We start from the raw sequence: 25,484 nt of genomic DNA, 5'->3' as shown, positions 1-25,484 counted from the left end.
ATCTCCTAAGCTTATTCAGTAGAGATTATAGTAAAAATTAAGTTAAATTCAGCAAAAAAGCCATTCCATTAGCGATTTTTCTCGCGCTCCCACTAGCCAAATATTCCCTTAATCTCAAACTTTCTTTAAAATAGCGCTCTCTATCCATTTCTTCATACGCTTTTAACAAACCCTCTACGCTCAAAAAATGCTGGATCAATTCCGGGTGTAATTGGCTCTCCCCAAGCCCTGGAGTCTCATTGTTTAAGGCGTTATAAAAGATATTCGCTAAACCTATATAATGCAAATTGACAAACATTCTAGCGATCAAAAAATCCATCGTTTTAGCCCTATACGCCAACACAAAAGGCGTGCCAATCAAAGCGGCCTCTAAAGTCGCTGTGCCGCTGCAAATGAACGCAAATTCCGCTTCAAACAAACTCTTATGCGCATCATAAGAAATTTCAAATAATTTAATGTCTTCCCCATAAAGAGCTTTCAAATCCAACCCCTTAAAGAAACTCGGCACCACCAACACACGCCTTTTAAACCCTTCGTTTTGTTCTAAAATTTGAGCCACTTTGACAAACAAAGGGAATATTTTAGCGATTTCACTTTTTCGGCTTCCTGGCATGAACACTAGAGTTTCGCCCTTAATATCTTTTTTATAGTATTTAATTTCATCTAATAAAGGGTGTCCTACATATTGGGCTTTTTTTTGGTAATAGCCCACTTCAAAAGGCAAAATCGCTCCCAAAAAATCGCAGTATTTTTCAAGGCTTTTAGCGCGCCATTTTTTCCATGCCCAAACTTGCGGTAAAATATAATACATGATTTTTTTATGCGGATCTTGTTTTTTGATTTTTTTGGCTAGGGGGATATTGAAAGAAGAAGAATCCATTAAAAGCACCATATCCGCTTGTTTGGCTAATTGGACCATTTCCTTATGGGCTTTGAGTAAAAACCCTAAACGGCCTATCACATCTCTAAAACCCATGATAGAAAATTCCCTAGGGCTATAGAGCGCCTCTTTGCCTTCAAACACGCCAATAAAACGATAATCTTTAGGCAAATTGCGGCGTAATTCCTCTAAATGCACATTAGAGCTCGCTTCTAAAGCGCTCACTAAAATCGTGGGCATTATTTGTCTTTCAAAAGGTTTTGGACTTGATAAAGCTTGATTTCTTTATGCAAATCCCTTAATTCAATTTTGAGTAACGAATTTTCAAAGTCTTTTTTAGAGAGATGGTTTTTTAAAAACCTGTTTTCGCGCAAAACGCTGCGGTATTGCAAATAAAGCCCTTCATCAAACACGCGCTTGCTTGGTTTTGCTATTATAACTTGATTATCCTTAGTGTAAATCTCCACTTCTTCAAGGGCTTTAGGGAAAATCACATCCTCTTGTGTATTTTGTGTTTCTTTGTTTAAGCGGGAGTTTTCTTTTTCTAATTTTTTTTGATAGATTTCTTGCTTCAAACCTTTTAAAGCGCTCTTTTTCTTACGCAAGATTTCTTGGACTTGCTTCAATTCCAAACGGATTTTTTTTAAAACTTCTCTAGTGTCTTTAATTTCTTGCTGGTAAGCGTTCAATTCTTCTTGCATCGGTTATTCCGCTAACATTTCCAAAGACAACAAACGCATTTCATTGCCTTGAGTGATAACGACATTCTTGCTGTGGCATTTCTCACACGCCCCATAATCTAGCGCGTTAGGCTTAAAAACATGCGAACAATCCTTGCATTCTAATTCAACCTTTTCATCCACAATGTCTAAAATAGCGTCTTTACACACCAAAGATTCTTCTCTAAAAGTCTCAAACGCGCTCACAAACAAGCTCTTATCCATAGCGCTTCTTTCACCAATACCGACCACAACTCTTTCAATCTTATGGGCTTGATTTTTCTTCGCATGCTCTTCGCAAAGAGCGATTAAAGAAGAAACGACCGAGTATTCATGCATACTAAACCTTAATCTTTAAATTAGCCCCTATTATATTGTATTAGAGTAATCTTTTAGTTTATTGCTTCAGATTCAATAGGGTGTTAAGGATTTGATCGGATGTGGTTACCGCTTTAGAGTTCGCTTGAAACCCCCTTTGAACCACAATCAAATTCGTTAAACTCCGGCTCAAATCCACATTACTAGACTCCAGTTTAGATCCTGAAATCGAACCCCTACGCCCCGTATTAGCCGCACCGATTAAGGCTTGCCCTGAGTTTCCGGTTTGAGAAAAGACATTCCCGCCTAAAGCCTGTAAGCCCGCATCGTTAGCGAAATTCGCTAAAGCCACTTGCGCGAGCGCTAAAGTCCTGCCATTACTGAACGCCCCTAAAAGCACCCCGTCTGAATCAAAGCGGACATCCATCAAATCGCCCGCTTGATAGCCGTTTTGCTCGATCGCATAAGTTTCAGAAATCTTATCCACGCTCGTTAGCCCATCAAAGCTCCCTGAAGAACCAAAAGCTAAATTGATGCGTTGGGGGGCATCAGCGCCATTTTTAGGGTCAAATTGCAAAAGAGGCGGGTTCATGCCTGCAAGCGATCCGTCATTATTGAAGCGCAAACGGCCTCCTTCAAACACATTAGGCCTAGCCGCTGACCCCCCTACTAATTCCCCAGGCTCAGGCACGATCACCCTGAAATTCCATTCCGCTCCCCCACTCCTATAAAACTCAATGCGCATGGCGTGTTTAGTGCCTAAGCTGTCTATCACATCAATGCTTGTCGCATGGGTTGCGTGGGTGAATTTAGAACTGCTCGCTGACGCTCCCCCTTCAATTAAAGAGGCGGTATTAAGCCCTTTCATCGCATTTTTAAACAAAACATTGTTCGTTACGCTGTCTGAAGAATACCCGCTCACAAAGATATTGAGATTTTCTTTAATGACATTTTTATTATCTTTGTTATTGATTTCAAACATGCCGTATTGATTGACGCTAACCCCTATAGAAGCGGCTGAGTCCTGGTAATTGTCCGCTAAACTAGGATCTTTAACGATATTAGCGTCATGCTGGATTAATGCGCGCAAGTCTTCAGTGGTCCTAAACTGCCCAATATCCGCATTAGGGCTGATAGAATGCGTGTAGCTGTATTTGAAAGCCGTTACATCTTTATCGCCGTCTAAAAAATTAGCGAACGCCCCGGTTCCGGCTTGAGTAACCACAATGTTTTTAAGCTTTTCATCGCCGTCTAATTCATTGGTGTTTTCCAAACGCAATTGCTTGCCGTCCAAATAAGCTTCAATGCCTGTTTGGCTTTTGACCGCATTGATCGCATTTTTGGCTGCCACTAGGCTTGAAGTCCTGCTAACCGCTGAATCGTTCGTGAAAGAAATCTTAACCCCATTCAATTCAAGCGTGCTGTTTTCTGCAGAAGGGAGGATGTCTTTGACCATTTTTGCGCTCTTATAACTCACCCAAATCCCTTGATTTTCATTCAATAAAAGAGCGTCGCCATCTTCATTGTATAAAGATCCCATGTCTTCGGCGACTTGAGTTAGATTCGTGCTTGAATCATACACCGGATTAATGCCATCTGAAGGGGTTTTGGCTGAAGAATCCAAAGCAAATATCGCCGCTGTTTGATCCGCATGCCTTCCAGCGTTTAAATTCGCTCTCATAGAAATGCGGTTACTCGCTCTGGCTGGCATCACCATTCCTGGATCAATTCTAATGTTTTCTAAAGGGCCGGTGTTATCCACTTTTAAAGCGTCCGTATCGCTCCCTTTATTGCCGGTATCGCTCCCGTTTCGCACCCACCCTTGCACCACAAGCCCGCCGGTGGTAACCAAACTCCCTTGCGAGTCAAAAAGGAACTCCCCATCTCTAGTGAAATTGCGCGTGATCCCCCTATCAGGGCTAATGATAAAAAAGCCATCGCCTTGAATCGCTAGATCGGTTTTGACATCTGTGTTTTGGATATTGCCTTGTGAAAAGATTTTAGTCGTCGCATCCACGCCTACCCCAAGCCCCACAGAAAAGTCATTCTGCCCTGCTAACCCGTTTTTATAGGGTGCGGTAGCGATGAGTTTGACTTGAGAGAGCATATCCACAAAAGAAGCCCTAGAATATTTAAAACCAGTGGTATTCACATTCGCAATATTATTACTCTCAATATCCAAAGCGATTTGGTGGGCTTGCATCCCATTGACACCAGACCATAAAGACCTAAGCATGGTTATCCTTTAATTTAAAGAAATTCAATCTATGCAAAATAAAGCAAAAGTTGTTCCTAAATAGCTTTTTAGAATGATTGATTGCGGATTTTAAGTTTTGTTAATCAAAAAGATCAGTCAAATTCACAAAAAATAGGGGGTTTTGGTAACACTACCCCCATAACGCTTTTTAAAAGTTGCCGCTCAAATTTAAGAATCTAACTTAACGCAAAATCGCGCATTCATGATCTTGAATCTCTTCGGCTGAAGCGCGATTGGAAGTCAATGGGTTAAATCGTGTCGCTAACAAGACAAAGGAGTTATCGCTTTGTTGCACCACCGCCAAGCCATAGTCTCCCATGCGTTTGCGTGCATTAGGCACTTCTTTGGTAAGCATGATAAAGGGGCTTTTTTGCGCCAATTCGCTTTCTGTTACCCGACGCGCCAGATATTTATGCCCGTTCAAGCCACCTGATAATGGCGACCAACGGCTGTTGATTTTTTTTAGATTATTATCCAGCTGTTTGCGCGCTTCAAGGCTAATGCAAGAGATATGGATGTGAAAATGGTTTTGCGATCGCCCCTTATGAGAGTTAATCGTCAAAGAGATCGCGCTATCAGGAATGGGTTTGGCGTATTTTTTGCTCATAAAATCACGCACTTGCCAGGACAAATAAAAAAAGTTAGGCGTGGAAGGATCAAGCAACAAAGGGCTTTCAATACCGCTAATGTGAGTTGTTGGCATCAACAAATACTGCAACGGGCCGTTAATATCTTTTAAAACCACATAGCCGGCATCGGGTTTGACTTCTATGCATGGCGAAGGATTCTGATTTTTCTCATAATTAGGCAAACATTTCTCAAAAACAATCTTACGCAACACATTCGGATCTTTAGCGTTTAAACTCATCACAACGATAGCTATCATCGCTAAAAAAAGAAAGCCCGCTTTTTTCATCTTTTTTGCTCCTTGTTTTTAATGGGAGTTTTTACAAACCCTCTTGTTATTTTTCTACAATAGTGGTTAAAATCTTTAATTATTATGATTATTTTAACGAATTTTAACTTATTAGTAACTTTTAGTAACCTATTTCTAAAAAGAGCTTTTTGAATACTAACCAGAAAAAACTTAAATTGATGGCATTAAAAATACTAAAAGAATTTTTTAAAATATTAAATAGCTTGCACTAAGCAGGTGATATTTTTTCGTCATGCGATCTTATGGGGTTGATACTTATCAAAATAAAGCGTTTTATAACCTTACTTTAGGTAATATCGTCATACTGATACCACAATAAGGATAATTATCATGCAAGATTTGCCCCCATGCCCTAAATGCAACGACGCCTACACCTACCATGATGGCGTGCAATTGGTTTGCTCTAGCTGTTTGCATGAATGGAATGAAAATGAAGCTAATGATGAAGAATTGATCGTTAAAGATTGCCATAACAATCTTTTACAAAATGGGGACTCGGTCATTCTCATCAAGGATTTAAAGGTTAAAGGTTCATCTTTAGCGCTTAAAAAAGGCACCAAAATCAAAAATATCAAGCTTGTCAATGGCGATCACAATGTGGATTGTAAAGTGGAAGGGCAGAGTCTGTCTTTAAAATCTGAATTCCTCAAAAAAGCTTAGGAAAATACAAAAGCTTAAGAGTGAGAAAAGCTTAGTGGCTTTTTAAGCTTGTAAAAATCATTTTTTAGAAAAAATCAACTTATCCAGCTTGAAAAAAATCACCGCTCCAATGGTTTGCCCCAAGAAAAGATTGAGCCACAACGGAAAATTGAAATAATAGAAAATCTCCATAAAAGGCAGCATCACCAACGCGCTCAACATCCACCTAAGCCAATAAACCAAAAACAGCTTAGAAGCGTATTCTGTGCCAAGTTTCTTAAAAAATTCTCGCATAAAGACAACCCTTTAAACCCTTTTTGCTCTCCTTAAAAAGGAAAGCTCACTATCAAGGAATATTCCTAAATTTCATGCCTTTAGACAATCGTATAGGACACTCTTTTTTCAAAAAGTTTGCTCTCGTAATTGCCTAAGTCCCTACCATCTACAAGGGCAAAGGCATCGCCAAAAGTCGCCAATAAAGCAGAATCTAACTGCATGTCTTTATGACGATTCAACGGGATAAAAACTTCCTTGTGATTATTTTGAAAATCAAACGCTAGAAATGAATCTTTCAAATACACTTCTACCTTAGAAGCGTTTTTCACCACGCTGTTTTGAGCCAATTTCAAGCCTTGCACTTCAGCGCTTTTAATCCCACACGCATGGCATAAGGACACAAACATGCTCTCTTTTGAAATGGTTGCAAACCAAGGCAAACTCTCTCGCTTAGGCAAATTTTCTTTACCCTCTAAAGCCTTCTGTCTTTTAGGCATCTCATGCTTGATGAACGCATAAAAATTACGAACGCTTTCTTTAGGGGTTGTTCCCTTGAGCTGGTTGGCAATGTTAGCCACGCTCGCATCGTCTCTTTCATAACGCCCCATTGCTACAAAATCGCTCGTTTCAAACAAACGCTCATTCAATTGATAGCTAGCGATCTCATAAGACAAATGGACTTGCTTTTTTTGAGCGCTTTTTAAAAAATCCACTTGCAAATAAGGCACTCCAAAATTGAGCATGCTTTTATAGCTAGCATGATTGCCTTGTAAATGCACATTGCTCGCTACAACACTCGGCATGGGAATGAAAAGTGAAGTGTGTTCTGCAGAATCAAAATCAATGCTGTATTGAGCTTCTATTTTATATTTTGCAACACTCCCTTTGCTTTCTTCTGCCTGCAAAATCTGTGCTCCTAAAACAGCACTTGTAGCGCCTAAAGCAGTCGTTTTAATAAAATCCCTTCGTTTCATAGGTATAACTCTTTATTGTAATTTTTAAATTCGTTGAATGAATGAAAAAGTAGGACACACCACCAACCCTAAAGGATTGATAAGTATCCAAAAACCTAAATTTTGAAAGACAAAGCATTCCTAAAAAATAAGAACGCTCAAAGAAAAGGGTTACTTTTTCTTTTTCATGTGGTGCATGTCTTTTCCATGCATGTCATGCATGTCTTTCATCATTTTTTGGTGTTTTTCAAGAGCTTTTTTAACTCCCTCAGCGTATTTGGGGTCAGCTTTCTTGAAATGCTCCAATTGTTTATCCACAATTTCTTTATGGGTAACATGAGCTAAAGACTCTCCAATAGTGTCATGCAACCTTTCTTTTTCATCAGCTGGCAATGAGCGGTAGTAATCGCCTGGTTGGGTGTAGTAATCGCTATCATCAGCTCTGTAATCCCAATTCCACACTTCAAACTCTTTTTCAATATGAGCTAAGTTGAACTTAGGATCTCTCGCGCTCTTATCTTCTTTATAGCCAGGCAATGAGCTAGGCGTATAGTTTTGCAAAGAGCCGTAGTATCCGTTTTGCATGTAACCATCTCTGCTAGAAGAATGGAATGGGCACCTTGGTTTATTGACCGGTATCTGAGGATAATTAACCCCTAAGCGGTAGCGTTGTGTGTCTGTATAAGAGAACAAGCGAGCTTGTAACATCCTATCAGGGCTATAGCCAATTCCAGGAACGACATTAGACGGAGCGAATGCCGCTTGCTCCACTTCTGCGAAATAGTTTTCAGGATTTTTATTCAACTCTACAATGCCCACTTCCATCAATGGATAATCTTTGAGATACCAAATTTTAGTCACATCAAACGGATGGAATCGATACTTTTTAGCATCTTCTTCTGGCATCACTTGAATGCTTAATTTCCATTTTGGGAAATCCCCTCTAGCGATCGCATTGAATAAATCCCTTTGATTGGAATCAGGATCATGCTTTCTGATTTCTGCAGCTTCTTCATTAGTCAAGTGCTTAACGCCTTGCATGGTGTGAAAGTGGAATTTCACCCAAAAGCGTTCGTCTTTTGCGTTGATAAGGCTGAAAGTGTGGCTACCAAAACCATCCATGTGGCGGAAAGATTTAGGAATACCTCTATCGCTCATAACCCATGTTACTTGATACAAACTTTCAGGAACATTACTCCAAAAATCCCATACCATGTCGTGGTTAGGCAAATTGGTTTGAGGATCTCGTTTTTGAGTGTGGATGAAATCAGGGAATTTGATCCCGTCACGGATAAAGAAAACAGGCGTGTTGTTCCCTACTAAATCCCAGTTACCTTCTTCAGTGTAATACTTCATCGCAAAACCTCTAGGGTCTCTCACCGCATCCGCACTGCCTTTTTCCCCTGCCACAGTAGAAAATCTGAAAAAGCATTCTGTTTTTTTGCCCACTTTAGAGAAAATTTTCGCTTTAGTGTATTTAGTGATGTCTTTAGTCACGGTGAAAGTGCCATAAGCTCCGCTTCCTTTAGCATGCACCACCCTTTCAGGGATCCTTTCTCTGTCAAACGCCGCTAACTTTTCCAAAAACCAAGTGCTTTGTAATAAAACAGGACCTCTAGGACCAGCTGTAATCACATTGTTGTCATCCCAAACGGGAGCGCCAAAAGCGGTGGTTTGTTTCACATCTTTATTAACCATCTTTTTTCCTTTATTTGGTTTTAAATCTTTAGTAATCTAGCACTAAGCCAAATTACTTGCGGTGATTATTACATAATTTGTTATACAAAGACTAACAAGATTCAATTTCCTTAAAAAATCCTTTTTTGAGAATAAAAAGACCCCTTAAGTATTTCTATTTGTAACAATTAATGAAAATAAGAAAGAATTAAAAACAAAATTTTATTTTTAATCTGGTTTTAATAATAATTATCATACTATTATATCTCAATGCATTGACGGATTTTGTTTTTTTTTTTTTTGATTTTTATTTTTTAAATTTTCAGATTAAGGAGAGTTGTTTGATATTTTTAAGATCATACCCAAAGCTTAGATACGCTTTATGTTTCCCCCTACTCGCTGATACTTGCTATAGCGAGGAGCGCACTTTAAATAAGGTTACCACCCAAGCTAAAAGGATTTTCACTTACAACAATGAGTTTAAAGTAACTTCTAAAGAATTGGATCAACGCCAAAGCAATGAAGTCAAGGACTTGTTTAGGACTAACCCTGATGTGAATGTGGGCGGAGGGAGCGTGATGGGGCAGAAAATCTATGTGAGAGGCATTGAAGACAGGCTTTTAAGGGTTACGGTGGATGGGGCTGCGCAAAATGGCAATATCTACCACCACCAAGGCAACACCGTGATTGACCCTGGCATGCTCAAAAGCGTGGAAGTGACCAAAGGATCAGCGAACGCGAGTGCAGGGCCAGGAGCGATTGCGGGGGTGATTAAAATGGAGACTAAAGGAGCGGCTGATTTTATCCCTAGGGGGAAAAATTATGCAGCGAGTGGGGCGGTGAGTTTTTATACCAATTTTGGCGATCGAGAGACTTTTAGATCGGCTTATCAAAGTGCGCATTTTGATATTATCGCTTACTACACGCACCAAAACATCTTCTATTATAGAAGCGGCGCTACAGCGATGAAAAACCTTTTCAATCCCACACAAGCCGATAAAGAGCCAGGAACTCCTAGCGAGCAAAACAACGCTTTAGTTAAAATGAATGGTTATTTGAGCGACAGAGACACGCTCACTTTCAGCTGGAACATGACACGAGATAACGCTACACGCCCTTTAAGGAGTAACGCTATAGGGTTAGCCTATCCTTGTGAAGCCCCTTTTAGCCCAGATAGCGACCAAGGGTGTCCTAATGTGTTGGATAGTTTCACAAGATACATGTATCACTCCATCAATAGCGCTAACAATCTTTCCTTACAATACAAAAGGGAAGCGGGAAATTCTTTTGGCGACCCACGATTAGATTTTACCCTTTATACAAGCATTAGAAACGCTCAGTTTGATCCCCTATTTGATCCTAATGGCGTTTATGCTAAATTCCCCACTTCTCAAGCGAGCGCATGGGAAAAAGAAAATTACCCATGCGTGGAAGGCGGGTATTGCACCCCAAGCTTTTCAGATGTGGATAAACCAAGCTCACAGCCTAGGGATTTGTTTTTAAACAACACCGGGTTAAACCTTAAAGTCGCGCATGTGATTGATGAAGCCACAGACAGCCTCTTTGAATACGGATTCAACTACCAAAATTTAAGCGTTTTTGACGCTCGCATCCCTAAATCAGAATTATACAGGCCTAATCAAGTCTATACTGATGATAAAGGGCAAAAACAAATCGCTTGCTCTCTTGTGGATAATAACCCCAATGACCCTACTTTGTGCCAAAGAGGGAAAGCGAACGGGAATATTTATGGAGGCTATGTGCAAGCGAATTACTCGCCTCATAAAATCATCACTTTTGGAGCCGGGGTAAGGTGGGACGCATACACGCTTTATGATAAAGACTGGAACCACCGCTACACTCAAGGATTTAGCCCTAGCGCGGCTCTTGTGATCAGCCCCATTGAGCCTCTATCTTTAAAAATCACTTATTCTCAAGTTACAAGGGGGGTTATGCCAGGAGATGGCGTGTATATGCGCCAAAACGATTTACGATACGCTAAAAATATCAAGCCTGAAGTGGGCTCTAACGCTGAATTTAATATTGATTATTCAGGCCAGTATTTTAGCGGGAGGGCTGCGGCGTTTTATCAGGCTTTGGATAATTTCATCTCACAATACGCGCAAAGTTTGATTGTAACCAATTTGAGTCAAGCGATTAGGATTTATGGCTATGAAGTGGGCGGGACATTCAAATACAAGGGCGTGAGTTTGAATGTGGGGATCTCGCGCACTTGGCCCACCACTAGGGGGTATTTAATGGCGGACAGCTATGAGCTTGCCGCAAGCACCGGTAATGTTTTTATCATCAAATTGGATTACACCATCCCCAAAACAGGGATCAATCTTGCATGGCTTAGCCGTTTTGTTACCGGTTTAGATTATTGCGGGTTTGATATTTACTTGCCTGATTACGGGACGGCTGAAAAACCCAAAACCCCTACCGATTTAGCCAAATGCGGATCCCAATTAGGGTTAGTGCATATGCATAAACCAGGCTATGGCGTGAGTAATTTTTATATCAATTGGAGTCCTAAAACCAAAAGCCGCTGGAAAGGTTTGTTGCTTTCTGCTGTGTTTAATAATGTTTTCAACAAATTCTATGTGGATCAAACAAGCCCTTATGTCATGAGCCCGGACATGCCAGGCACTGACGCTGTTAAAAGAGCGATCGCAGAGCCCGGGTTTAACGCGCGTTTTGAAGTGGCTTACAAATGGTGATTAGTGGGGTTTTAAGCGTTGCGCATGCGTGATAGCAACGGCTATCGCATCGCTAATATCCAAAGGCTTGATTTCGCTTGTGATGTTAAGCAAGCGTTTGACCATAAAGGCTACTTGCTCTTTAGCGGCTTTCCCGTTACCGGTTAGGGCTTTTTTGACTTGTAAGGGCGTGTATTCGCTAAAATTACCGATCCTTTCTAAAATCTTTAAGGACAACGCCCCCCTGAATTGCGCAAGCTTGATCACGCTTTTAGGGTTATACCCAAAGAAAATATCTTCAATCGCTACTTCATTGACTTCGTAACGATCCAATAAGCAATCTAAGGCTTCTATCAAGTCTAAAATCTGTTCTTGCAAGCGTGTCGTGGTGATGTTAATGAACCCGGCCGTGATTAAAGAAAGCTTGTTAGAAGTGTGAGAAACGATAGCATACCCGCATTTCCTACTGCCCGGATCTATTCCTAAAATACGCATCAACCATTCCTGTTTGTTTATCGCAAGGTTTAAAAAACGCTATTATTATATCCATGTTTCTTGTTAGCGCAAAATACAAGATTGCATTAAAAGTTTTAAAAAATTTAGCATATAAATAAGGGAGCAATAAATGAAAGCAAACACAATCATATTAGTAGATTGGGAGAATTTCAGGCGCGATATTAAACAAACAAAATGCGTTAATTATAATATCGCTTTAGATGTGATCGTTACTATTAGGGCTTTTTTACTAGATGATGAGAGGATCAGTCGTATTTACTTTTATACCACCCCACCCTTTGATTTTGAACATGCGTTATGGGATAAGAGGAATGACACCCTCCAAAATGAAAAAAATCCGGGAACAGAAATGAAAATCTTCACAAGCAACGACATTGAAGAGATCTTACAAAGCAGTGAAGCGACTAAATGGGAGAAGATTTATAGCGATGTGGAAAATTTCCAACACGATCTAGCTTCATTGGATCAAGTGGAATTGAGGTTGGGGAGGACTAAGTTAAACGCAATAAGAGTGGAGTTTGATGGGAGTTATAAGGCGTTATTAGAACAAAAGCAGGTGGATATGCTCATGGGTCTTGACATTCAAAGAATAGCCTTTAAAAAAATAGCCGATAGGATTCTTATATTTTCAAAAGATACGGATTTGATCCCTGCGCTCAAATTAGCCAGAGATGAGGGGCTACGGGTGGATATTGCCGATTTGTCTAATCGATTGTCTCTCCTTAGCCAGGATTTGAAATACAATTCGGATAAAGTGAGGAAATTGAGCAGTAACGAAGTCAAAGACAAGCTTTTTTCAATCAGAGAAAATCTCACTAAAACCAACTGGGCTTTAAGCTAAAAAATCAACAAAGTTCTAGTAACGATGCAAACAGAGTAACCACAATTTCTTTTTTTAAAAAATTAAAGAAATAAAACAAGGAGTCAATCCAACCCGATTAATTTAAAAAGGCTTTAACCAAAGAGCCAACCAATTAACGATTCTCATTCCTTGGGTTGTGGAAGTTTAAAATGAAGGGTTTTACGCCCTTATTGGTTTGGATTGTAATCCCCATGAAATTTTTGCAATCGTGTTCTATTGTCAGAGATTCTCCAAATTTAAGCGTGAACATAGCGGTTTTTTTGACTGCGTGGGTGAGGCTTTTTTTCTTCTTCTTACTCCTTGACTTATTAAAAATTTTGTTTTATACTTTAAAAATACATTAGCTTTATCAAATATGTCTAGCACTCAGCTCATAACTGATGGTCAATTGCTATTCTGAGATTTTGCTAATGTTTTTTTATAGATTAAACTATCCTTATAATTTCCTCTTGCCTTATACATTGTTTTTAGCATTAGTTCATTCTTAGCATTTGATACTTACTCCACCACTACAAAAAATCTATTTATTTGATTAAAACTCGCTACTACCGGTCTGTTTTGATTATCTTTTAGTTTTAAGGTTTCATTAGCTTGTTTGGATAATTTTCTATAGTTGGCTATGTCTTCATACGATAAGTTTTTGTGTTCTTTTAGTATATGGTTAATAGCTTGATAGTCAATAGCCGCTCTTGCATCATCTGGATATTTCAACTTTAAATCTTTAGCAAAACTTGGATCTATCTTTTCAACAGCTATTCGTTTATGATTTTTTTGAATGTATTCAACCGCTTCTGCGTTCAAATTTTGCATCCCTAAAATAGGCATACTGCTTCCAGTTCGTGGGCTTTCATCAATAAGTTTTTTAATTTCATCATTACTCAAATCCCTTTCTTAGTTTCCTTAGCACTCTTTTTGCTTGCTTCTTTGGCGTTCTTGCTTTCTTTTTGCATGTCCTTTACGGCTTCAATCAAACGATTTAAGGCGGGATTAGTTTCATTAGGCTCTCTATTAACCATTAAAAGGTAATGCGTGAAATCGTAAATATCAATGTCCTTAAATTCCTTACTATTAGGATCAAACATGTCCTTTGCAACATCAGCGATCTTAAATTCTTTCAAACCTTTTTTAATGTTATCGCTTCTTAAGGCTTCAAATAACGCTTTAGAAGGATCATCAAACCTCGCAAACCTTGCGATCGCTCCTCCTAAAATCTCGCTGATATCGCTTATTCCTTGATCGCTCTTTTCAAACATTTCTAAACTATTCGTTTTATAGAATTTTTCGCTCAAGTCTTTCAGGCTCTCGCTCGTGCTTTGGTAGTTCTTTAAATTAGCAAAAGACCGATCCATTATGTCGCTTAAATAAGCGTTCAGGCTTACATTGGGGAAATTCATGTCATGGATTAGATTGTGAAAACTCCCGGCGTTATCTACAAACATTTTTTTATTTTTCATAGCTTTTAATGTCGTTAGAAAATTCTTTCTGCCAGCGGTTTAATAGCTCTATGCCTTGCGTTTTCGTCCTTGGCATGTTATACATCAAAAGACTCAAGTTGCTATCGGTTACATTAGGATGAGTAGCCTTATCAAAATTAAGATTTTTAGCAACGATATTTTTTAAAGAATAGACGCTATCAGCGTTTAATTGGCTTTCTAATTCTTTTAATTTGCTTTCATAGTGGCTTAAAACCGCTATTGCATGATCGCTCTCGCTATTAAAGCGTCCTTGATTGCTTGATGCTGCTAAATTGTTGATCTCGGTATTATTTAAGCGTTTAGAAGGCAAGCGCACTAACAACTCGTCCGGCTTTAAATCTATATGATAGTATTCCTTGATCGCTTTCTCGTAAGAAAAACGGCTTTTAGGCGTGAAATTTAGCATGCCTTGGATTCGGTGGTTTCCTGCGATCACTTGCCCGTCGTGTAAAATGATCGGTAAATCTTCAAAACCTCCGCTTCCAAATATCTTTTTTGGATCAAAATTCTCTGAAATGCTTTTAATCTGTTCTTCGTTCATGTCGGTGCGTTTCTGCGTTCCGCCTGTGGTAAAGCTTGGTTTTAGGTCTTTAGCTTTCACGATCGCATAATCTAGATCGTAAATCTCTCTTTCATTCAACCTCACTCGGCTTTTAGGGATTTGCGCTTGCGTGTGTGCTGGTATATCTTCTCCAACTTCTATTTTAGTCTGGCTTTCAATGTTGCCTGCATTGCCTCGCTCGTGTTCTAATTTCTTTTTTAAAGCGGCTTTTCGTGCTTGTTCTTGCTCTTTGGCTTTCAAAAACTCTTTTTCGCTCTCTATGCGATCGCTTTCTAATTTGGCAAGCTTTTCGGCTTTGGCAAGTTCTAGAGGGCTTAAATCTTGCGTGTTTTTTGGCGCGTTTTCTTGTGTTTTGAGTAAATCCTCTTGACTTGTTAGAGGTTTTTTAGTAGTATTCTCTCCATAGACCACTACGGCTTCTAAGTCGTCGCTATTTGCGGTTCTGTTCGGCTGAATGAAAGAGTGGATAATGTCAGCATTTCTTACATGATTTCTTACATATCTCTCAGGTGTATCTGGTATAAAAGTCCTTAAAATCGTATCGTTATCTTGTGTGATTAGCATATATAGGCGCGCTTGGTTTTCATCTTTAAACGCTTTGATATATTCTTTTTTATCTGTAGCGTTATTTTTATCTTTAGTGAAAATTTCAATGTGAGGCTCTCTAAGAGTTGGTTCTACTAAATTAAGCGCTTTTAACCTTTCATCGCTGTTTTCTCTTGTTTGTAAATGTTCTAAAAACCTTTCTTTGTTTTCAACGCTCTCTAAAGTTTGCTTAAATTCTTCAACGCTCATGCCTTTAGGCAAGGCGGTAGCGTTATCGTTTAGATTTTGGTTCAAGTCTTTAAAAAAAGCTTCTTTGTCTTTTATGACCTCAAAAGGGCGCGCATCTTGCTCTCTTATGCTTTTAACTAGATTACTCGGTTTTGTGGCTTCTTTGAGTTCATCGCTGGCTTGTTTAACGCCGTTATTAAGCTCTTCAATGATTTTAAGCGTGTTGTTGGTGAATTGGGAGTTTTTAGCGCTTAGTTCTAATTGCTTGCTAAAATCGCTTATAGTGTGGCTTCTTTCTAACGCTCTTTTAATGTGATACTTTAAAGCCGCTCCTGCGGTGGCTTCGTTTAAAGCTTTTGGTAACTTCACTCCTAAAATGCGATCGGGTGCGTTGCGGTATAAAGTCCCTAGCGTAAATTTAGTCCATTGATACTTTAACGCTCCGCTTAGAGTGGTAGCTAAACCTTGGCTTAAGTTCTTAGTGGTGGCTGGCTTTAGGCTTTCGGCGATCTTAGCGTCGTTTTTGAAAAGCTTATGAAAACCGCTCGCTATGTCAATGTATTCTTTAGCCTTTGGCGTGCTAAAGACTTCATCTTTAAACTCGTTGAGCTTGTTGAAAAAATGCGTAGGGTGTGGTGTTTTTTCTAGTGTATTAAATATTGAATAATAAAGTTAAATAAGGCTTTTTGAGTATTAATATTTGATTGGAACAGAGCCTTTTCATATTTTAAAAAGGCTAATCAAAAATATCCATTAAGGATAAAATGCTAGTAAATCCTAAAACCATAAGTAATATTAAACATTATATGGCTCCTGTCAGAATACACATTGTGCGTTAAAGGCTGTGTCCCAGGCCCGTTAGGATCGACTGGAACATACATGCCACAATACCCAATACAATAGCCTTTTTTGGTGATATTGCCATAATATTCTAGTTTTAAATCCATTCTAATATTATACTTATTAGAAAAATAACTCAAAAAGAGCGCAAGACTCCTTTCATCAGCCCTTGGGCTATCCGTCCAACGGCCTAAAATTTTCCAACTAAACCCTCTATATTGTGAGCCTACATATAAAAACCCGTTAATAACATCAGCGCCAACAATATTGTTAATTTCTGCGTCATAAATACTATTCGTCCAGATGTTATACCCCAAAGGATCCCCATAAATACCTATATCACCATTAGCGTTACCGATATTTTTATAGACACTGCCCCCAAATTGCCACTTGTTATAGTAAAAACGGGTGCGGAAGAAATAAGTTTGCCCGCTTTTTCCTAACGGCACTTGTTGGAAGAGGATAATATCATTCTGATTGGCTGGAGTGGCAAAAATGGGGAAAAACCCCACGAAAGTGCCTACAAAACGAAAGCCTTTATTGTTGAAATTAGGGTTGGTGTCATAAGTGATATTAATGCCTGGCGCATACATTCTTTGAAAGATCGCATAAAAATAAGGGTTGATTTTTAGATTGTCTTTTTCATATTTCAAATCCGCAATCATTAAAGCCTTACCGCTTGTATAGTAGCGCCCAAAATACCAAAACCAGTCGCTTGACGCTGAAGCCCTAGCGTCTGAATACATCACCCTTAACCTAGTGTCTTTATATTTGACAAAGCCTTCAACCCCTTGAGTGTAAGAAGTGAACCAATCATACTCTTCAGCATCATAGCGCCCCCCTTTCACGCCAAAACTGAATTTGTCTTTTTTGTAGTTGTAGCTCAAAAAAGCGTTATGCACCATGGCTAAACGAGGTTTTTGCACTTGCAAACCACTATGCCCCGCATACCAACCAATGTATTGCCAAAAGATACCCGCCCCAAAAGGATCGGTCCTAGAGCCGGGCTGGCCATTGGGGATATTGTTGCCTTGATAGGCGGTAGAGTCATAGGGAAGCGCTGCCATCATAGCTCCCACTTCCGCTCTCAAACCCTTGTATAACCCCATGCTCAAATTCAATTCGCCGAGCAAAGAAGTGTAGCTACCTGTAGGATAAATGTCTTTAGAAGGCTGGTATCTTTGGTTGTTAAAGCCAAACTTGGTATAGCTACTCACCTTTCCAACAATGCTCATGTTGAATTTATAAGCTTGAAGTTTGGACAAAAAGAGACTAGAAAAAAGCAAAAAAAACAGAGAGTAAGAAAAATATTTCTTAATTTCCAAAACCCTAACTCCCAAAGATATTAAAATAAAAATACAAAAAAGGCATATCTAAGAGATAGGGAAGCTCTCTTAGAAACTATAACTAATGTGTGTCATCAAATGGCTTCTGTCTTGGGTGATACTCTTTTTAATGCCACCCATGTCTTGAGGACCTTCTGCGAACGCAGAAGATTCAAACAAACCATTATTCAAGTTAAGCGGTTGCCCGTTTGGCCCAAGGAAACCGGTTCCAGGGTTGTAACCCGCACGGATTTGGAACTCTAACCATACGAGTTTGAGACCCGCTTTAACATGCTTGCTGAACTGATAGTCTAGATACATACCAATACCATATTCCAAAGCCCTTGGAGCGGTAGTGAAGCGTTGGTAGAGACTCCAACTGAACTTACCATGCTTGCCTCCACCTTTAACATACTCGGTGAACGCGTCAGCATCGGTAATGTTGTCAATCCCCGCAAAACCTAAGCTATAGATGCCACCGACCCATTGTTCGATACCATCAACAGCCACAGGGTTACCCCAAGTACCTAAGTTCATGTTAGGGTTACCAATGTTGAGATAAGCACCACCAACCACAAAGTAGTTGTTAATATCTATATGGTGGCGCAAAAGAAGCGTCGCACCACCAGGACCTTGCAAGCCACGCCACTTACCATTATCCAAGAAAGGATCCCAAGTGTTATAACGAGCGGGCGCGTAACGACCGTATTCAGCGTTATTCCAACGATAGCTGTATAACGCATAGAAAGTCGTTCTGTTTCTTATGCCCCTACCACTAAACTCAGGATTGGTATCATACTCTATTTTAACACCGGGATCTGTTTCTACTTCTGGGATAAGATACACATAAGGGTGGATCATTAAATTCTTTGTAGGGCGATAAATAATACCGGCTTTATGAATACCCCAAGGCTTTTCACGATAGATAGGGAACAACCATTGACCATCAGCGATACCACGACCCCAAGAGCTAAAGAGCAAGAACTTCATCTTATTCGTGAGCTTGAAAGTCCCATAAAAACCTTGGAACAATTGGTAAACCCAATCCATTTGCTCCTGCTCAGTAACATCAAAGCGCCCCATTACCATATGGACTCTATCGCTATCATAGGTGAGATTCGCTTTATAAACTTCATAGCGCCTTGAATGCCCAGGCAAGTAAGCGTTAGCCGGATAGTAGTTAGGGAACAAGCCGTTCCACTCACCCATATATTCCCAACCAATACCTCTAGGGTTAATGACACCACCTGGCCCTTGCTGTTGCCACATTTTAGTGGCGTTCATACAAAGGCTCATAGAATCAGTGCCACAAGAAGTTTTATCCCAATAGCTTGGGGGGGTAAAATCCTTTGCCCACCTATCATACCTAGTGCTATCATAAACTTGTCCGCCCAAAACACCGCCTAAATTCACGGTCCATCCCCTACCTAAATGCACAGACCCCTCTAGCTTACCCGTAAGGTTAACAAAAGTTTCTGTGGGATAGATACCTTTAACAGGGTTAATAGGCGAATGGTTAAAACCCACTTTGGAGAAGTTGATAAAATCCCCATGCACTTCATAAGTAACCGCCCCTAATGAACCCGTAGTGAACAATAGTGGCAAGGTAAAACGCTTTAGCAATGTAGCCGCAACTTTTCGTTTCTTTAATTTCATTCCTCTTCCTTACTTTACCTGAGAATAGATAAATTACTATGTAGAGATAATTGTAGCATAAAAGAATGTAGAATTAGTTTAAAATCAAGCTAATTTTTCTTAAAAATCACAAAATTTAAAACGCAAGTTTATCCTTAAAAGCTTGCTCATCGCATGCAAATGGATAGGATAATCTTTTAATATCCTAATAAGATATTTAAAAAAGGCTTTTTTAAGGCTCAATAGGAAATTTACTGATACAATAAGGCATTGTTTTATATAAAAAATAATAATCAAGGATCAAGAATGAAAAAAATTGGTTTGAGCTTGTGTGTGGTTTTTAGCTTGGGTTTTTTAAAAGCCCATGAAGTGAGCGCTGAAAAGATTGCGGATATTTTCTACAAACTCAACGCCAAAGAGCCTAAAATGAAAATCAACCACACTAAGGGGTTTTGCGCTAAAGGCGTGTTCCTCCCTAACCCGCAAGTAAGAAAGGATTTAGATGTGCCATTACTCAATGAAAAAGAAATCCCTGCGTCTGTAAGGTATTCTTTAGGAGGCGTGGCGATGGATGATAAAAGCAAAGTTAGGGGAATGGCGTTAAAATTAGAAAACCAAAACGCTAGTTGGACAATGGTGATGCTCAATACAGAAATCAATTTTGCCAAAAACCCTAACGAATTCGCTCAATTTTTTGAAATGAGAATCCCTAAAAATGGCAAGGTGGATGAAGCAAGAATCAAAAAGCTTTATGAAGAAGTCCCCTCTTATAGGAATTTTGCCGCTTACACCAAAACGATAGGGATTAGCTCAAGCGTGGCTAACACACCTTATTATAGCGTGCATGCGTTCAAGTTTAAAGATAAAAAAGAAAAATTATTGCCTGCGAGATGGAAATTTGTGCCTAAAGACGGCATTAAGTATCTTAACCCCCAAGAATTAAAGCAAAAAGATTCAAATTATCTGCTTTCTTCATTCCAACAACACCTTAAAACTAAACCCATAGAATACCAAATGTATCTGGTGTTTGCGAATAAAAATGATGCCACCAACGACACGACCGCACTTTGGAAAGGCAAACACAAGGAATTACTAGTAGGGACATTGAAAGTTGAAAAATACGAAGGAATGGGTTGCAATAAAGATGTGTATTTCCCAGCCGATCTCCCTAAAGGCGTAGAAGCTCCTACTGATCCCTTATTCCAAATCAGGAATGAAGTTTATGGGATCACTTTTAATAGGAGGCAATAAAAAGGCTAATGCAAATCAAAATATAAGTTGATTGAAAAAATGCGTTTTTATGGGTTTATGGGAGTGGGATTTTTGTTTAAAGCTTTTGAGCGCTCCCACTAAAATCACTCGCTCTCTTATTTGAGGCACACCATAATCTAGGGCGTTTAAAATGGCATGCTCTAAAATATAACCTCTCTCTTTAAAAGCGTTACAAATTCGTTTGAATAATTGCCCTTTTTGCATAGACATTAAACCCACCACATTTTCAAAAACAAACATTTTTGGTTTTACTAAATCTAAGAGCCGCAAATATTCTTTAAACAGATTCGCTTTTTCATCCATTTTTCTTTTGCCAAGGGTAGAATAGCTCTGGCATGGTGGTCCGCCTAGTAGAATATCAATTGAAACGCATGGCAAGTTGTGGCAATTAAGTTGCATAATATCGCATAAAATGGTTTGCGTTTCTTTATGATTGGCTTGATAGCTTAAAATAGCGTCCTTGTCTATATCGTTAGCCCATATCAATTCAAAATAAGGGTGCATAGAAAAGCCATAGCTCAATCCTCCAGCACCACAAAAAATATCTGCTACCTTATACAAGTTTTATTTTTTCGCCCTTTTTCTCATGTTGGGGTCTAAAATCTTTTTCCTGATCCTTAAATTCAAGGGGGTAACTTCTAAAATCTCATCTTCTTCAATCCATTCTAGTGCTCTTTCTAACACCATAGTCCTAGGCGGGGTGAGTTTGATCGCATCATCGCTCCCGCTCGCTCTCATGTTGGTTAAATGCTTGGATTTGATGGGATTAACATCTAAATCATTATCCCTGCTGTGCTCGCCAATGACCATGCCCACATAAACCTTAGTTTGGGGGTTGATAAAAAGCGTGCCTCTTTCTTGGATATTGAATAGCGAAAAAGCGGTCGCTTCGCCATTTTCCATGCTGATTAGCGCCCCATTTTTGCGCGATTCCACGCTCCCGCTAAAAGGGCGGAATTCTAAAAAGCTATGATTCATCACGCCTTCGCCCTTAGTGTCGGTTAAAAACTCGCTCCTATAGCCGATAAGCCCTCTTGCAGGGATTTCAAATTCTAATCTTGTATAGCCGTCGCTCATGGGATTCATCGCTTTCATCTCGGCTTTTCTTTTGCCTAATCTCTCAATGATAGCCCCGCTAAAATCTTGAGGCGTGTCAATCACTAAATGCTCAAAAGGCTCGCATTTAACGCCATTTTCTTCTTTAATGATGACTTCAGGGCGTGAAATGCTAAATTCAAACCCTTCACGGCGCAAATTTTCAGCTAAAATAGTGATTTGCAATTCCCCACGCCCGCTCACTTTAAACTTGCCTTCGCCCATTTCTTCGCATTTCATAGCGATATTGGTTTGCATTTCTTTCAAGAGCCTGTCTTTCAATTTATTGGCAGTAACATGCTTTCCTTCTAACCCGGCTAAGGGCGAATCATTGACAGCGAAATACACGCTCATCGTAGGCTCTTCTAAATGCATGGGATCTAAAGGCATGGGGTTAGCAGGATCAACGACGCTATCGCCCACATCCATTGCGTTAAAGCCGGCAATCGCTACAATATCGCCCGCATAAGCGTTTTCAATCTCAGTCCTAGCCAGCCCTAAAAAGCCTATAAGCTTAGTGATACGGCCATTTTCTTTACTCCCATCGCTTTTCATCAACAGCACGCTTTCATTCTTTTTAACTGAGCCATTAAACACTCTAGCGATACCGATTTTGCCCACATAATTGTCATAATCAAGCGTAAAAATTTGCATTTGCAAAGGCTCATCAACGCTCCCACTAGGGCTTGGCACATGCTCTAAAATCGTTTCAAATAAAGGCTCTAAATTTTTCTTTTCATCGTCTAAACTTTTCATCGCATAGCCATCTCTAGCAGCAGCATACACCACAGGGAAATCCAATTGCTTATCGCTAGCCCCCATCGCTACGAACAAGTCAAAAACTTCATCCACCACTCTATCTGGTTCAGCGGCAGGCTTATCAATTTTATTCACCACCACAATAGGGCAAATCCCAAAACTCAAAGCCTTTTTAACCACGAATTTAGTTTGAGGCATGACCCCTTCTTGCGCATCCACTAGGAGAAGCACCCCATCCACCATTTTTAAAACGCGCTCCACTTCGCCCCCAAAATCAGCATGCCCAGGAGTGTCAATGATATTGATTTTAGTGTCTTTGTAATAAATAGCGGTGTTTTTAGACAGGATAGTAATCCCTCTTTCTCTTTCTAAATCGTTGCTATCCATCACCCTTTCATCCACTTTTTCCCTCTCACTAAATGTGCCAGATTGAGAAAGTAAGCCATCTACTAAAGTGGTTTTCCCATGATCAACATGCGCGATTACAGCGATATTTCTAATATTTTTCATAAATGTCCTAACAAGCAAAATTGAATTTAGAAGTATAACACAATATTATAATAGCCCCAAATGGCGGAATTTTTTGGCTAAATCCTGTTCTATAGAATGGCTTTTGTGGGCTTTTAGAAAATTTTCATTCTTGCCATTAGGCGGCATGAAATCGTCATTATCCCTATAAAAAAAGATAAAATAATTTTTCTTTAAATAGTAAGCCAAATGGATCAAAAACGAATCCCCCCCTATATACAAATCGCTTTCTAAAATCAGGTTTTTAACTTCTTCTAAACTGGTTTTAGCGCGATAATGAGTAACTCTATCTTTTAAAAAAGCGTATCGTTCTTCAAAATCTAAAAGCGTAACACAAAAGGGTTTTAAGAGTTTTAAAACGATTTGCAAATGCTCTAAAGGGATACTTCGCTCTGTTGATCTTGTGAAAGGGTTGATCAAAATCTTTTTGGGGTTTTTTAAATTCATAAGGTATGGAGAATGATCAAAAGCATGCCCATAAATTTGAGAAAACAACTCCTGGCGGTTTTGATAAACATTTTTAATGTCTTTATTGGGAGCGTTTATGGGAACGAATGTGGCTAAAAGAGCGCTTCTAAAATCCTGTTTTTCCAAAATCAAATGTTTGATTTGATGCTTTTTAATCGCTTTTAACAGCAATAAAAAATCCTTCATCGCCCAAAAAACGCCTTGTTTTTTAAGGTCATAAAAAGCAGGGACATTTTCAAAAAGAGGGATGATTTCAAAATGTTTTTCGCATTCTAAAAGCTTGGCGATTTTTAAAGTCAAATGAGTGCCTAGGATTTTAAGGGGTTGTTGCTGTTTGGAAGCGATTTCTTTTAAAAGGCTAAGCGTGATGAGGTTATCCCCTAAAGCCAAAAGACAAGCGATGTGCATGGTTTTTCCTGATTGTAAAATGTTTAGGGTCTTTTTTTTCTATCCCTAAATTTTTCAAATAAAATTTTTCATCAAAACTATTGTTGATAAATTGCACAAATAGAGGCAAACATTCCAAATCTTTTCTTAAAATTTTATGCGTTTTAAAAAGCGATTCAAAAATAAATTGCATTAAATCGCTGTTTAATAATTCCTTTAACGCATTAGCGTTGATAGGAAAATTTTCTTTTAAAACAAACATGTTCGCGCTATTTAAAAAAAGGCGTTGCTTATTATCATAAAAAAAGACAAGTTTTGAAGAAATGAATTTATACACGATTTTTTCTCTAGACTGATAAAGGCTTAAGGGAGCGACTTGCTGGCAGTTTTTTAAATCAGCGTTAATGAATTGGCTAGGGGCTTTTAATCTGTCTTTTAAAATATCTGAACCCCTAAAAATAGGAATGGTATTTTTTTCTTGTTTGGAGTGTAATTTTTCTTTATTATTGCCTGTAACAATCCCCAAAGCAAAATGAGCGTTATTTTTTAAAGTTATATGAGGAAGGGAAAAAAGGTGGTCTAAAATTTTATTTTCTTTGCTAGAGCAATGGATATTAAAAATCTTTTTAGGGTTGTTTAAAAAAGAAGAGGGCGAGCGTTTGAACTCACTATTTTGATAAAAGCATGAGATTTTTTGATCCTTGTTAGGGGCTTTTTTAAGCACCAAACCCACAGCCTTAGTCATTAGGGTTTTAAAGGGTTTGTTGAAATCAATAAGGCTTCTAATTTGAAACTTCAGAGCCATTTCTCGCATTTTACTAAATGCATCAATATTCAAACAACTTTCGGGTAATAATAGCCCCAAATGAGCGTTTTCTTTTAAGCAATTCAAACTCGCTATAAAAAAGAGCGACGCGCTATCTAGGCTTTGAGAGAGGTTGAATCGCTGTTTGAAATTTTCCTTTTGGTTTTGATTGTATTTCTTGCCCCATGGCGGGTTAGTGAAAATGCAATCAAATTGTGGGGTGTGTTTTAAATTTAAAAAATCTTTTTGCACAATATTAGGGCAATCTAAATGATAACGCTCTTTAATACGCTTTTTAGTCAAAGCGATAGCAAAAGCGTCCGTATCATAGCCATAAATATTTTCAACCTTAAACCCCAGTTTTAAAGCATGCATGATGAAATTCCCGCTCCCCACAGCCGGATCGCAAAAAATCGCTTGAGAGGCATCAAAATCTTTAGGGAGGGTGAAAAGCCATTCTACTATTTTATTAGGAGTGTAGTAAATGCCCTCTAAATTTCTGGTGGTGTTAGAAAGCTCTTCTTCATAATAAGAACCCAACTTTTCTAAATCAGAGCTATTTTCTAATATTTTTAGGTATTTTAAAACCAATTCTTGATGGTTATGAGTGCTTTTTAAGGATTTGTTAGCGTATTTGTTAAGCTTGCTTTTCCCTAAATGGTTGCGGCAAAAATCTAAAAAAGAGCTTATTTTCACATAAATTTTGTGATCAATCTCTAGTTTCTCTAAAAGATTGGTTTTGATCCAGTTATGCACGCTGCTATGAGAAACATTGATTAGGCGAGCGATTTCTTCAATAGAAAGAGCGTTTGAAGGCATTTAACCC

The 25,484-nt window shown here is 39.0% G+C and carries 17 protein-coding genes and 3 pseudogenes; 4 read left to right on the top strand and 16 right to left on the bottom strand.

What is annotated here, in order from left to right; all coding sequences use genetic code 11:
* Window positions 1-37 precede the first annotated feature (37 nt).
* The 5 genes and pseudogenes from lpxB to cdh all read right to left on the bottom strand — a co-directional run bounded on the left by lpxB (window position 38) and on the right by cdh (window position 5,245).
* On the bottom strand, window positions 38-1,120 hold the full coding sequence (lpxB, locus tag HPSH112_RS02605) for a lipid-A-disaccharide synthase (protein ID WP_001142281.1): 1,083 nt from the start codon (window positions 1,118-1,120) through the stop codon (window positions 38-40).
* On the bottom strand, window positions 1,120-1,581 hold the full coding sequence (mua, locus tag HPSH112_RS02600) for a nickel-binding protein Mua (protein WP_001154766.1): 462 nt from the start codon (window positions 1,579-1,581) through the stop codon (window positions 1,120-1,122). The genes lpxB and mua overlap by 1 nt, the downstream gene beginning before the upstream one ends.
* A gap of 3 nt (window positions 1,582-1,584) precedes the next feature.
* Window positions 1,585-1,938, bottom strand: coding sequence for a hydrogenase/urease nickel incorporation protein HypA (gene hypA / locus HPSH112_RS02595; protein ID WP_000545277.1), 354 nt, complete (start codon window positions 1,936-1,938; stop codon window positions 1,585-1,587).
* A 58-nt stretch (window positions 1,939-1,996) separates the two neighbouring features.
* Window positions 1,997-4,153, bottom strand: coding sequence for a flagellar hook protein FlgE (gene flgE / locus HPSH112_RS02590; RefSeq protein ID WP_000946422.1), 2,157 nt, complete (start codon window positions 4,151-4,153; stop codon window positions 1,997-1,999).
* Between the two features lie 202 nt (window positions 4,154-4,355).
* A pseudogene (gene cdh, locus HPSH112_RS02585) lies at window positions 4,356-5,245 on the bottom strand (CDP-diacylglycerol diphosphatase).
* Between the two features lie 196 nt (window positions 5,246-5,441).
* Here cdh and HPSH112_RS02580 point away from each other — a divergent pair.
* Complete coding sequence (locus HPSH112_RS02580; protein ID WP_001153411.1) at window positions 5,442-5,771, top strand: zinc ribbon domain-containing protein YjdM; 330 nt, start codon at window positions 5,442-5,444, stop codon at window positions 5,769-5,771.
* Window positions 5,772-5,828: 57 nt separating this feature from the next.
* Here the strand turns inward: HPSH112_RS02580 and HPSH112_RS02575 are convergent, their stop codons facing one another.
* The 3 genes from HPSH112_RS02575 to HPSH112_RS02565 form a co-directional block, all read right to left on the bottom strand.
* Window positions 5,829-6,044, bottom strand: coding sequence for a hypothetical protein (locus HPSH112_RS02575; protein WP_001206520.1), 216 nt, complete (start codon window positions 6,042-6,044; stop codon window positions 5,829-5,831).
* Between the two features lie 80 nt (window positions 6,045-6,124).
* Complete coding sequence (locus HPSH112_RS02570; protein WP_000828989.1) at window positions 6,125-7,000, bottom strand: twin-arginine translocation signal domain-containing protein; 876 nt, start codon at window positions 6,998-7,000, stop codon at window positions 6,125-6,127.
* A gap of 150 nt (window positions 7,001-7,150) precedes the next feature.
* On the bottom strand, window positions 7,151-8,677 hold the full coding sequence (locus HPSH112_RS02565) for a catalase (RefSeq protein WP_000247325.1): 1,527 nt from the start codon (window positions 8,675-8,677) through the stop codon (window positions 7,151-7,153).
* A gap of 323 nt (window positions 8,678-9,000) precedes the next feature.
* Between HPSH112_RS02565 and HPSH112_RS02560 the strand changes: the two genes are divergently transcribed.
* Window positions 9,001-11,376: a TonB-dependent receptor gene (locus HPSH112_RS02560; protein ID WP_041199825.1), complete on the top strand. Its 2,376-nt coding sequence runs from the start codon at window positions 9,001-9,003 to the stop codon at window positions 11,374-11,376.
* Here HPSH112_RS02560 and ruvC read toward each other — a convergent pair whose 3' ends face one another.
* Window positions 11,377-11,850: a crossover junction endodeoxyribonuclease RuvC gene (gene ruvC, locus HPSH112_RS02555; protein ID WP_001221189.1), complete on the bottom strand. Its 474-nt coding sequence runs from the start codon at window positions 11,848-11,850 to the stop codon at window positions 11,377-11,379. It abuts the gene before it with no gap.
* Between the two features lie 130 nt (window positions 11,851-11,980).
* Here ruvC and HPSH112_RS02550 point away from each other — a divergent pair, with 130 nt between their 5' ends.
* Window positions 11,981-12,712 (top strand): NYN domain-containing protein, encoded by a 732-nt coding sequence (locus HPSH112_RS02550; protein ID WP_000646758.1) that lies wholly within the window; start codon window positions 11,981-11,983, stop codon window positions 12,710-12,712.
* A gap of 405 nt (window positions 12,713-13,117) precedes the next feature.
* Here the strand turns inward: HPSH112_RS02550 and HPSH112_RS08720 are convergent.
* The 3 genes and pseudogenes from HPSH112_RS08720 to hofC all read right to left on the bottom strand — a co-directional run bounded on the left by HPSH112_RS08720 (window position 13,118) and on the right by hofC (window position 19,365).
* A pseudogene (locus HPSH112_RS08720) lies at window positions 13,118-15,913 on the bottom strand (PBECR3 domain-containing polyvalent protein).
* A 398-nt stretch (window positions 15,914-16,311) separates the two neighbouring features.
* The gene (hofD, locus tag HPSH112_RS02540) at window positions 16,312-17,709 is read right to left on the bottom strand and encodes an outer membrane beta-barrel protein HofD (RefSeq protein WP_014662214.1); all 1,398 of its coding nucleotides are present in this window, start codon (window positions 17,707-17,709) and stop codon (window positions 16,312-16,314) included.
* 69 nt (window positions 17,710-17,778) lie between these two features.
* Window positions 17,779-19,365, bottom strand: a complete 1,587-nt coding sequence (hofC, locus tag HPSH112_RS02535) for an outer membrane beta-barrel protein HofC (protein WP_000768630.1) — start codon at window positions 19,363-19,365, stop codon at window positions 17,779-17,781.
* 285 nt (window positions 19,366-19,650) lie between these two features.
* Between hofC and HPSH112_RS02530 the strand changes: the two genes are divergently transcribed.
* Window positions 19,651-20,595 carry a catalase family peroxidase gene (locus tag HPSH112_RS02530; protein ID WP_000719630.1) on the top strand — a complete coding sequence of 315 codons (945 nt, stop codon included), beginning with the start codon at window positions 19,651-19,653 and terminating at the stop codon, window positions 20,593-20,595.
* A 36-nt stretch (window positions 20,596-20,631) separates the two neighbouring features.
* Here HPSH112_RS02530 and HPSH112_RS02525 read toward each other — a convergent pair.
* The 4 genes and pseudogenes from HPSH112_RS02525 to HPSH112_RS02510 form a co-directional block, all read right to left on the bottom strand.
* A pseudogene (locus HPSH112_RS02525) lies at window positions 20,632-21,177 on the bottom strand (DNA cytosine methyltransferase); the annotation flags it as partial.
* A 3-nt stretch (window positions 21,178-21,180) separates the two neighbouring features.
* Window positions 21,181-22,980 (bottom strand): translational GTPase TypA, encoded by a 1,800-nt coding sequence (gene typA, locus HPSH112_RS02520; RefSeq protein WP_000790221.1) that lies wholly within the window; start codon window positions 22,978-22,980, stop codon window positions 21,181-21,183.
* 45 nt (window positions 22,981-23,025) lie between these two features.
* A complete protein-coding gene (locus HPSH112_RS02515; RefSeq protein ID WP_000546655.1) occupies window positions 23,026-23,874 on the bottom strand; it encodes a glycosyltransferase family 9 protein in 849 nt (282 codons plus the stop codon).
* A complete protein-coding gene (locus tag HPSH112_RS02510; RefSeq protein ID WP_001139731.1) occupies window positions 23,840-25,477 on the bottom strand; it encodes a class I SAM-dependent methyltransferase in 1,638 nt (545 codons plus the stop codon). The genes HPSH112_RS02515 and HPSH112_RS02510 overlap by 35 nt, the downstream gene beginning before the upstream one ends.
* Between the last annotated feature and the right edge of the window lie 7 nt (window positions 25,478-25,484).

Origin of the sequence: Helicobacter pylori Shi112 (assembly GCF_000277405.1) — a bacterium.
Taxonomy (GTDB): Bacteria; Campylobacterota; Campylobacteria; order Campylobacterales; family Helicobacteraceae; genus Helicobacter; species Helicobacter pylori_C.
This window is presented reverse-complemented; position numbering and strand designations above follow the sequence as displayed.

What these genes read in the sequence shown, in the direction of transcription:
- lpxB (WP_001142281.1), bottom strand. Translation starts at nt 1,120, where the DNA reads ATGCCCACGATTTTAGTGAGCGCTTTAGAAGCGAGCTCTAATGTGCAT.
- mua (WP_001154766.1), bottom strand. Translation starts at nt 1,581, where the DNA reads ATGCAAGAAGAATTGAACGCTTACCAGCAAGAAATTAAAGACACTAGA.
- hypA (WP_000545277.1), bottom strand. Translation starts at nt 1,938, where the DNA reads ATGCATGAATACTCGGTCGTTTCTTCTTTAATCGCTCTTTGCGAAGAG.
- flgE (WP_000946422.1), bottom strand. Translation starts at nt 4,153, where the DNA reads ATGCTTAGGTCTTTATGGTCTGGTGTCAATGGGATGCAAGCCCACCAA.
- HPSH112_RS02580 (WP_001153411.1), top strand. Translation starts at nt 5,442, where the DNA reads ATGCAAGATTTGCCCCCATGCCCTAAATGCAACGACGCCTACACCTAC.
- HPSH112_RS02575 (WP_001206520.1), bottom strand. Translation starts at nt 6,044, where the DNA reads ATGCGAGAATTTTTTAAGAAACTTGGCACAGAATACGCTTCTAAGCTG.
- HPSH112_RS02570 (WP_000828989.1), bottom strand. Translation starts at nt 7,000, where the DNA reads ATGAAACGAAGGGATTTTATTAAAACGACTGCTTTAGGCGCTACAAGT.
- HPSH112_RS02565 (WP_000247325.1), bottom strand. Translation starts at nt 8,677, where the DNA reads ATGGTTAATAAAGATGTGAAACAAACCACCGCTTTTGGCGCTCCCGTT.
- ruvC (WP_001221189.1), bottom strand. Translation starts at nt 11,850, where the DNA reads ATGCGTATTTTAGGAATAGATCCGGGCAGTAGGAAATGCGGGTATGCT.
- HPSH112_RS02550 (WP_000646758.1), top strand. Translation starts at nt 11,981, where the DNA reads ATGAAAGCAAACACAATCATATTAGTAGATTGGGAGAATTTCAGGCGC.
- hofC (WP_000768630.1), bottom strand. Translation starts at nt 19,365, where the DNA reads ATGAAATTAAAGAAACGAAAAGTTGCGGCTACATTGCTAAAGCGTTTT.
- HPSH112_RS02530 (WP_000719630.1), top strand. Translation starts at nt 19,651, where the DNA reads ATGAAAAAAATTGGTTTGAGCTTGTGTGTGGTTTTTAGCTTGGGTTTT.
- typA (WP_000790221.1), bottom strand. Translation starts at nt 22,980, where the DNA reads ATGAAAAATATTAGAAATATCGCTGTAATCGCGCATGTTGATCATGGG.
- HPSH112_RS02515 (WP_000546655.1), bottom strand. Translation starts at nt 23,874, where the DNA reads ATGCACATCGCTTGTCTTTTGGCTTTAGGGGATAACCTCATCACGCTT.
- HPSH112_RS02510 (WP_001139731.1), bottom strand. Translation starts at nt 25,477, where the DNA reads ATGCCTTCAAACGCTCTTTCTATTGAAGAAATCGCTCGCCTAATCAAT.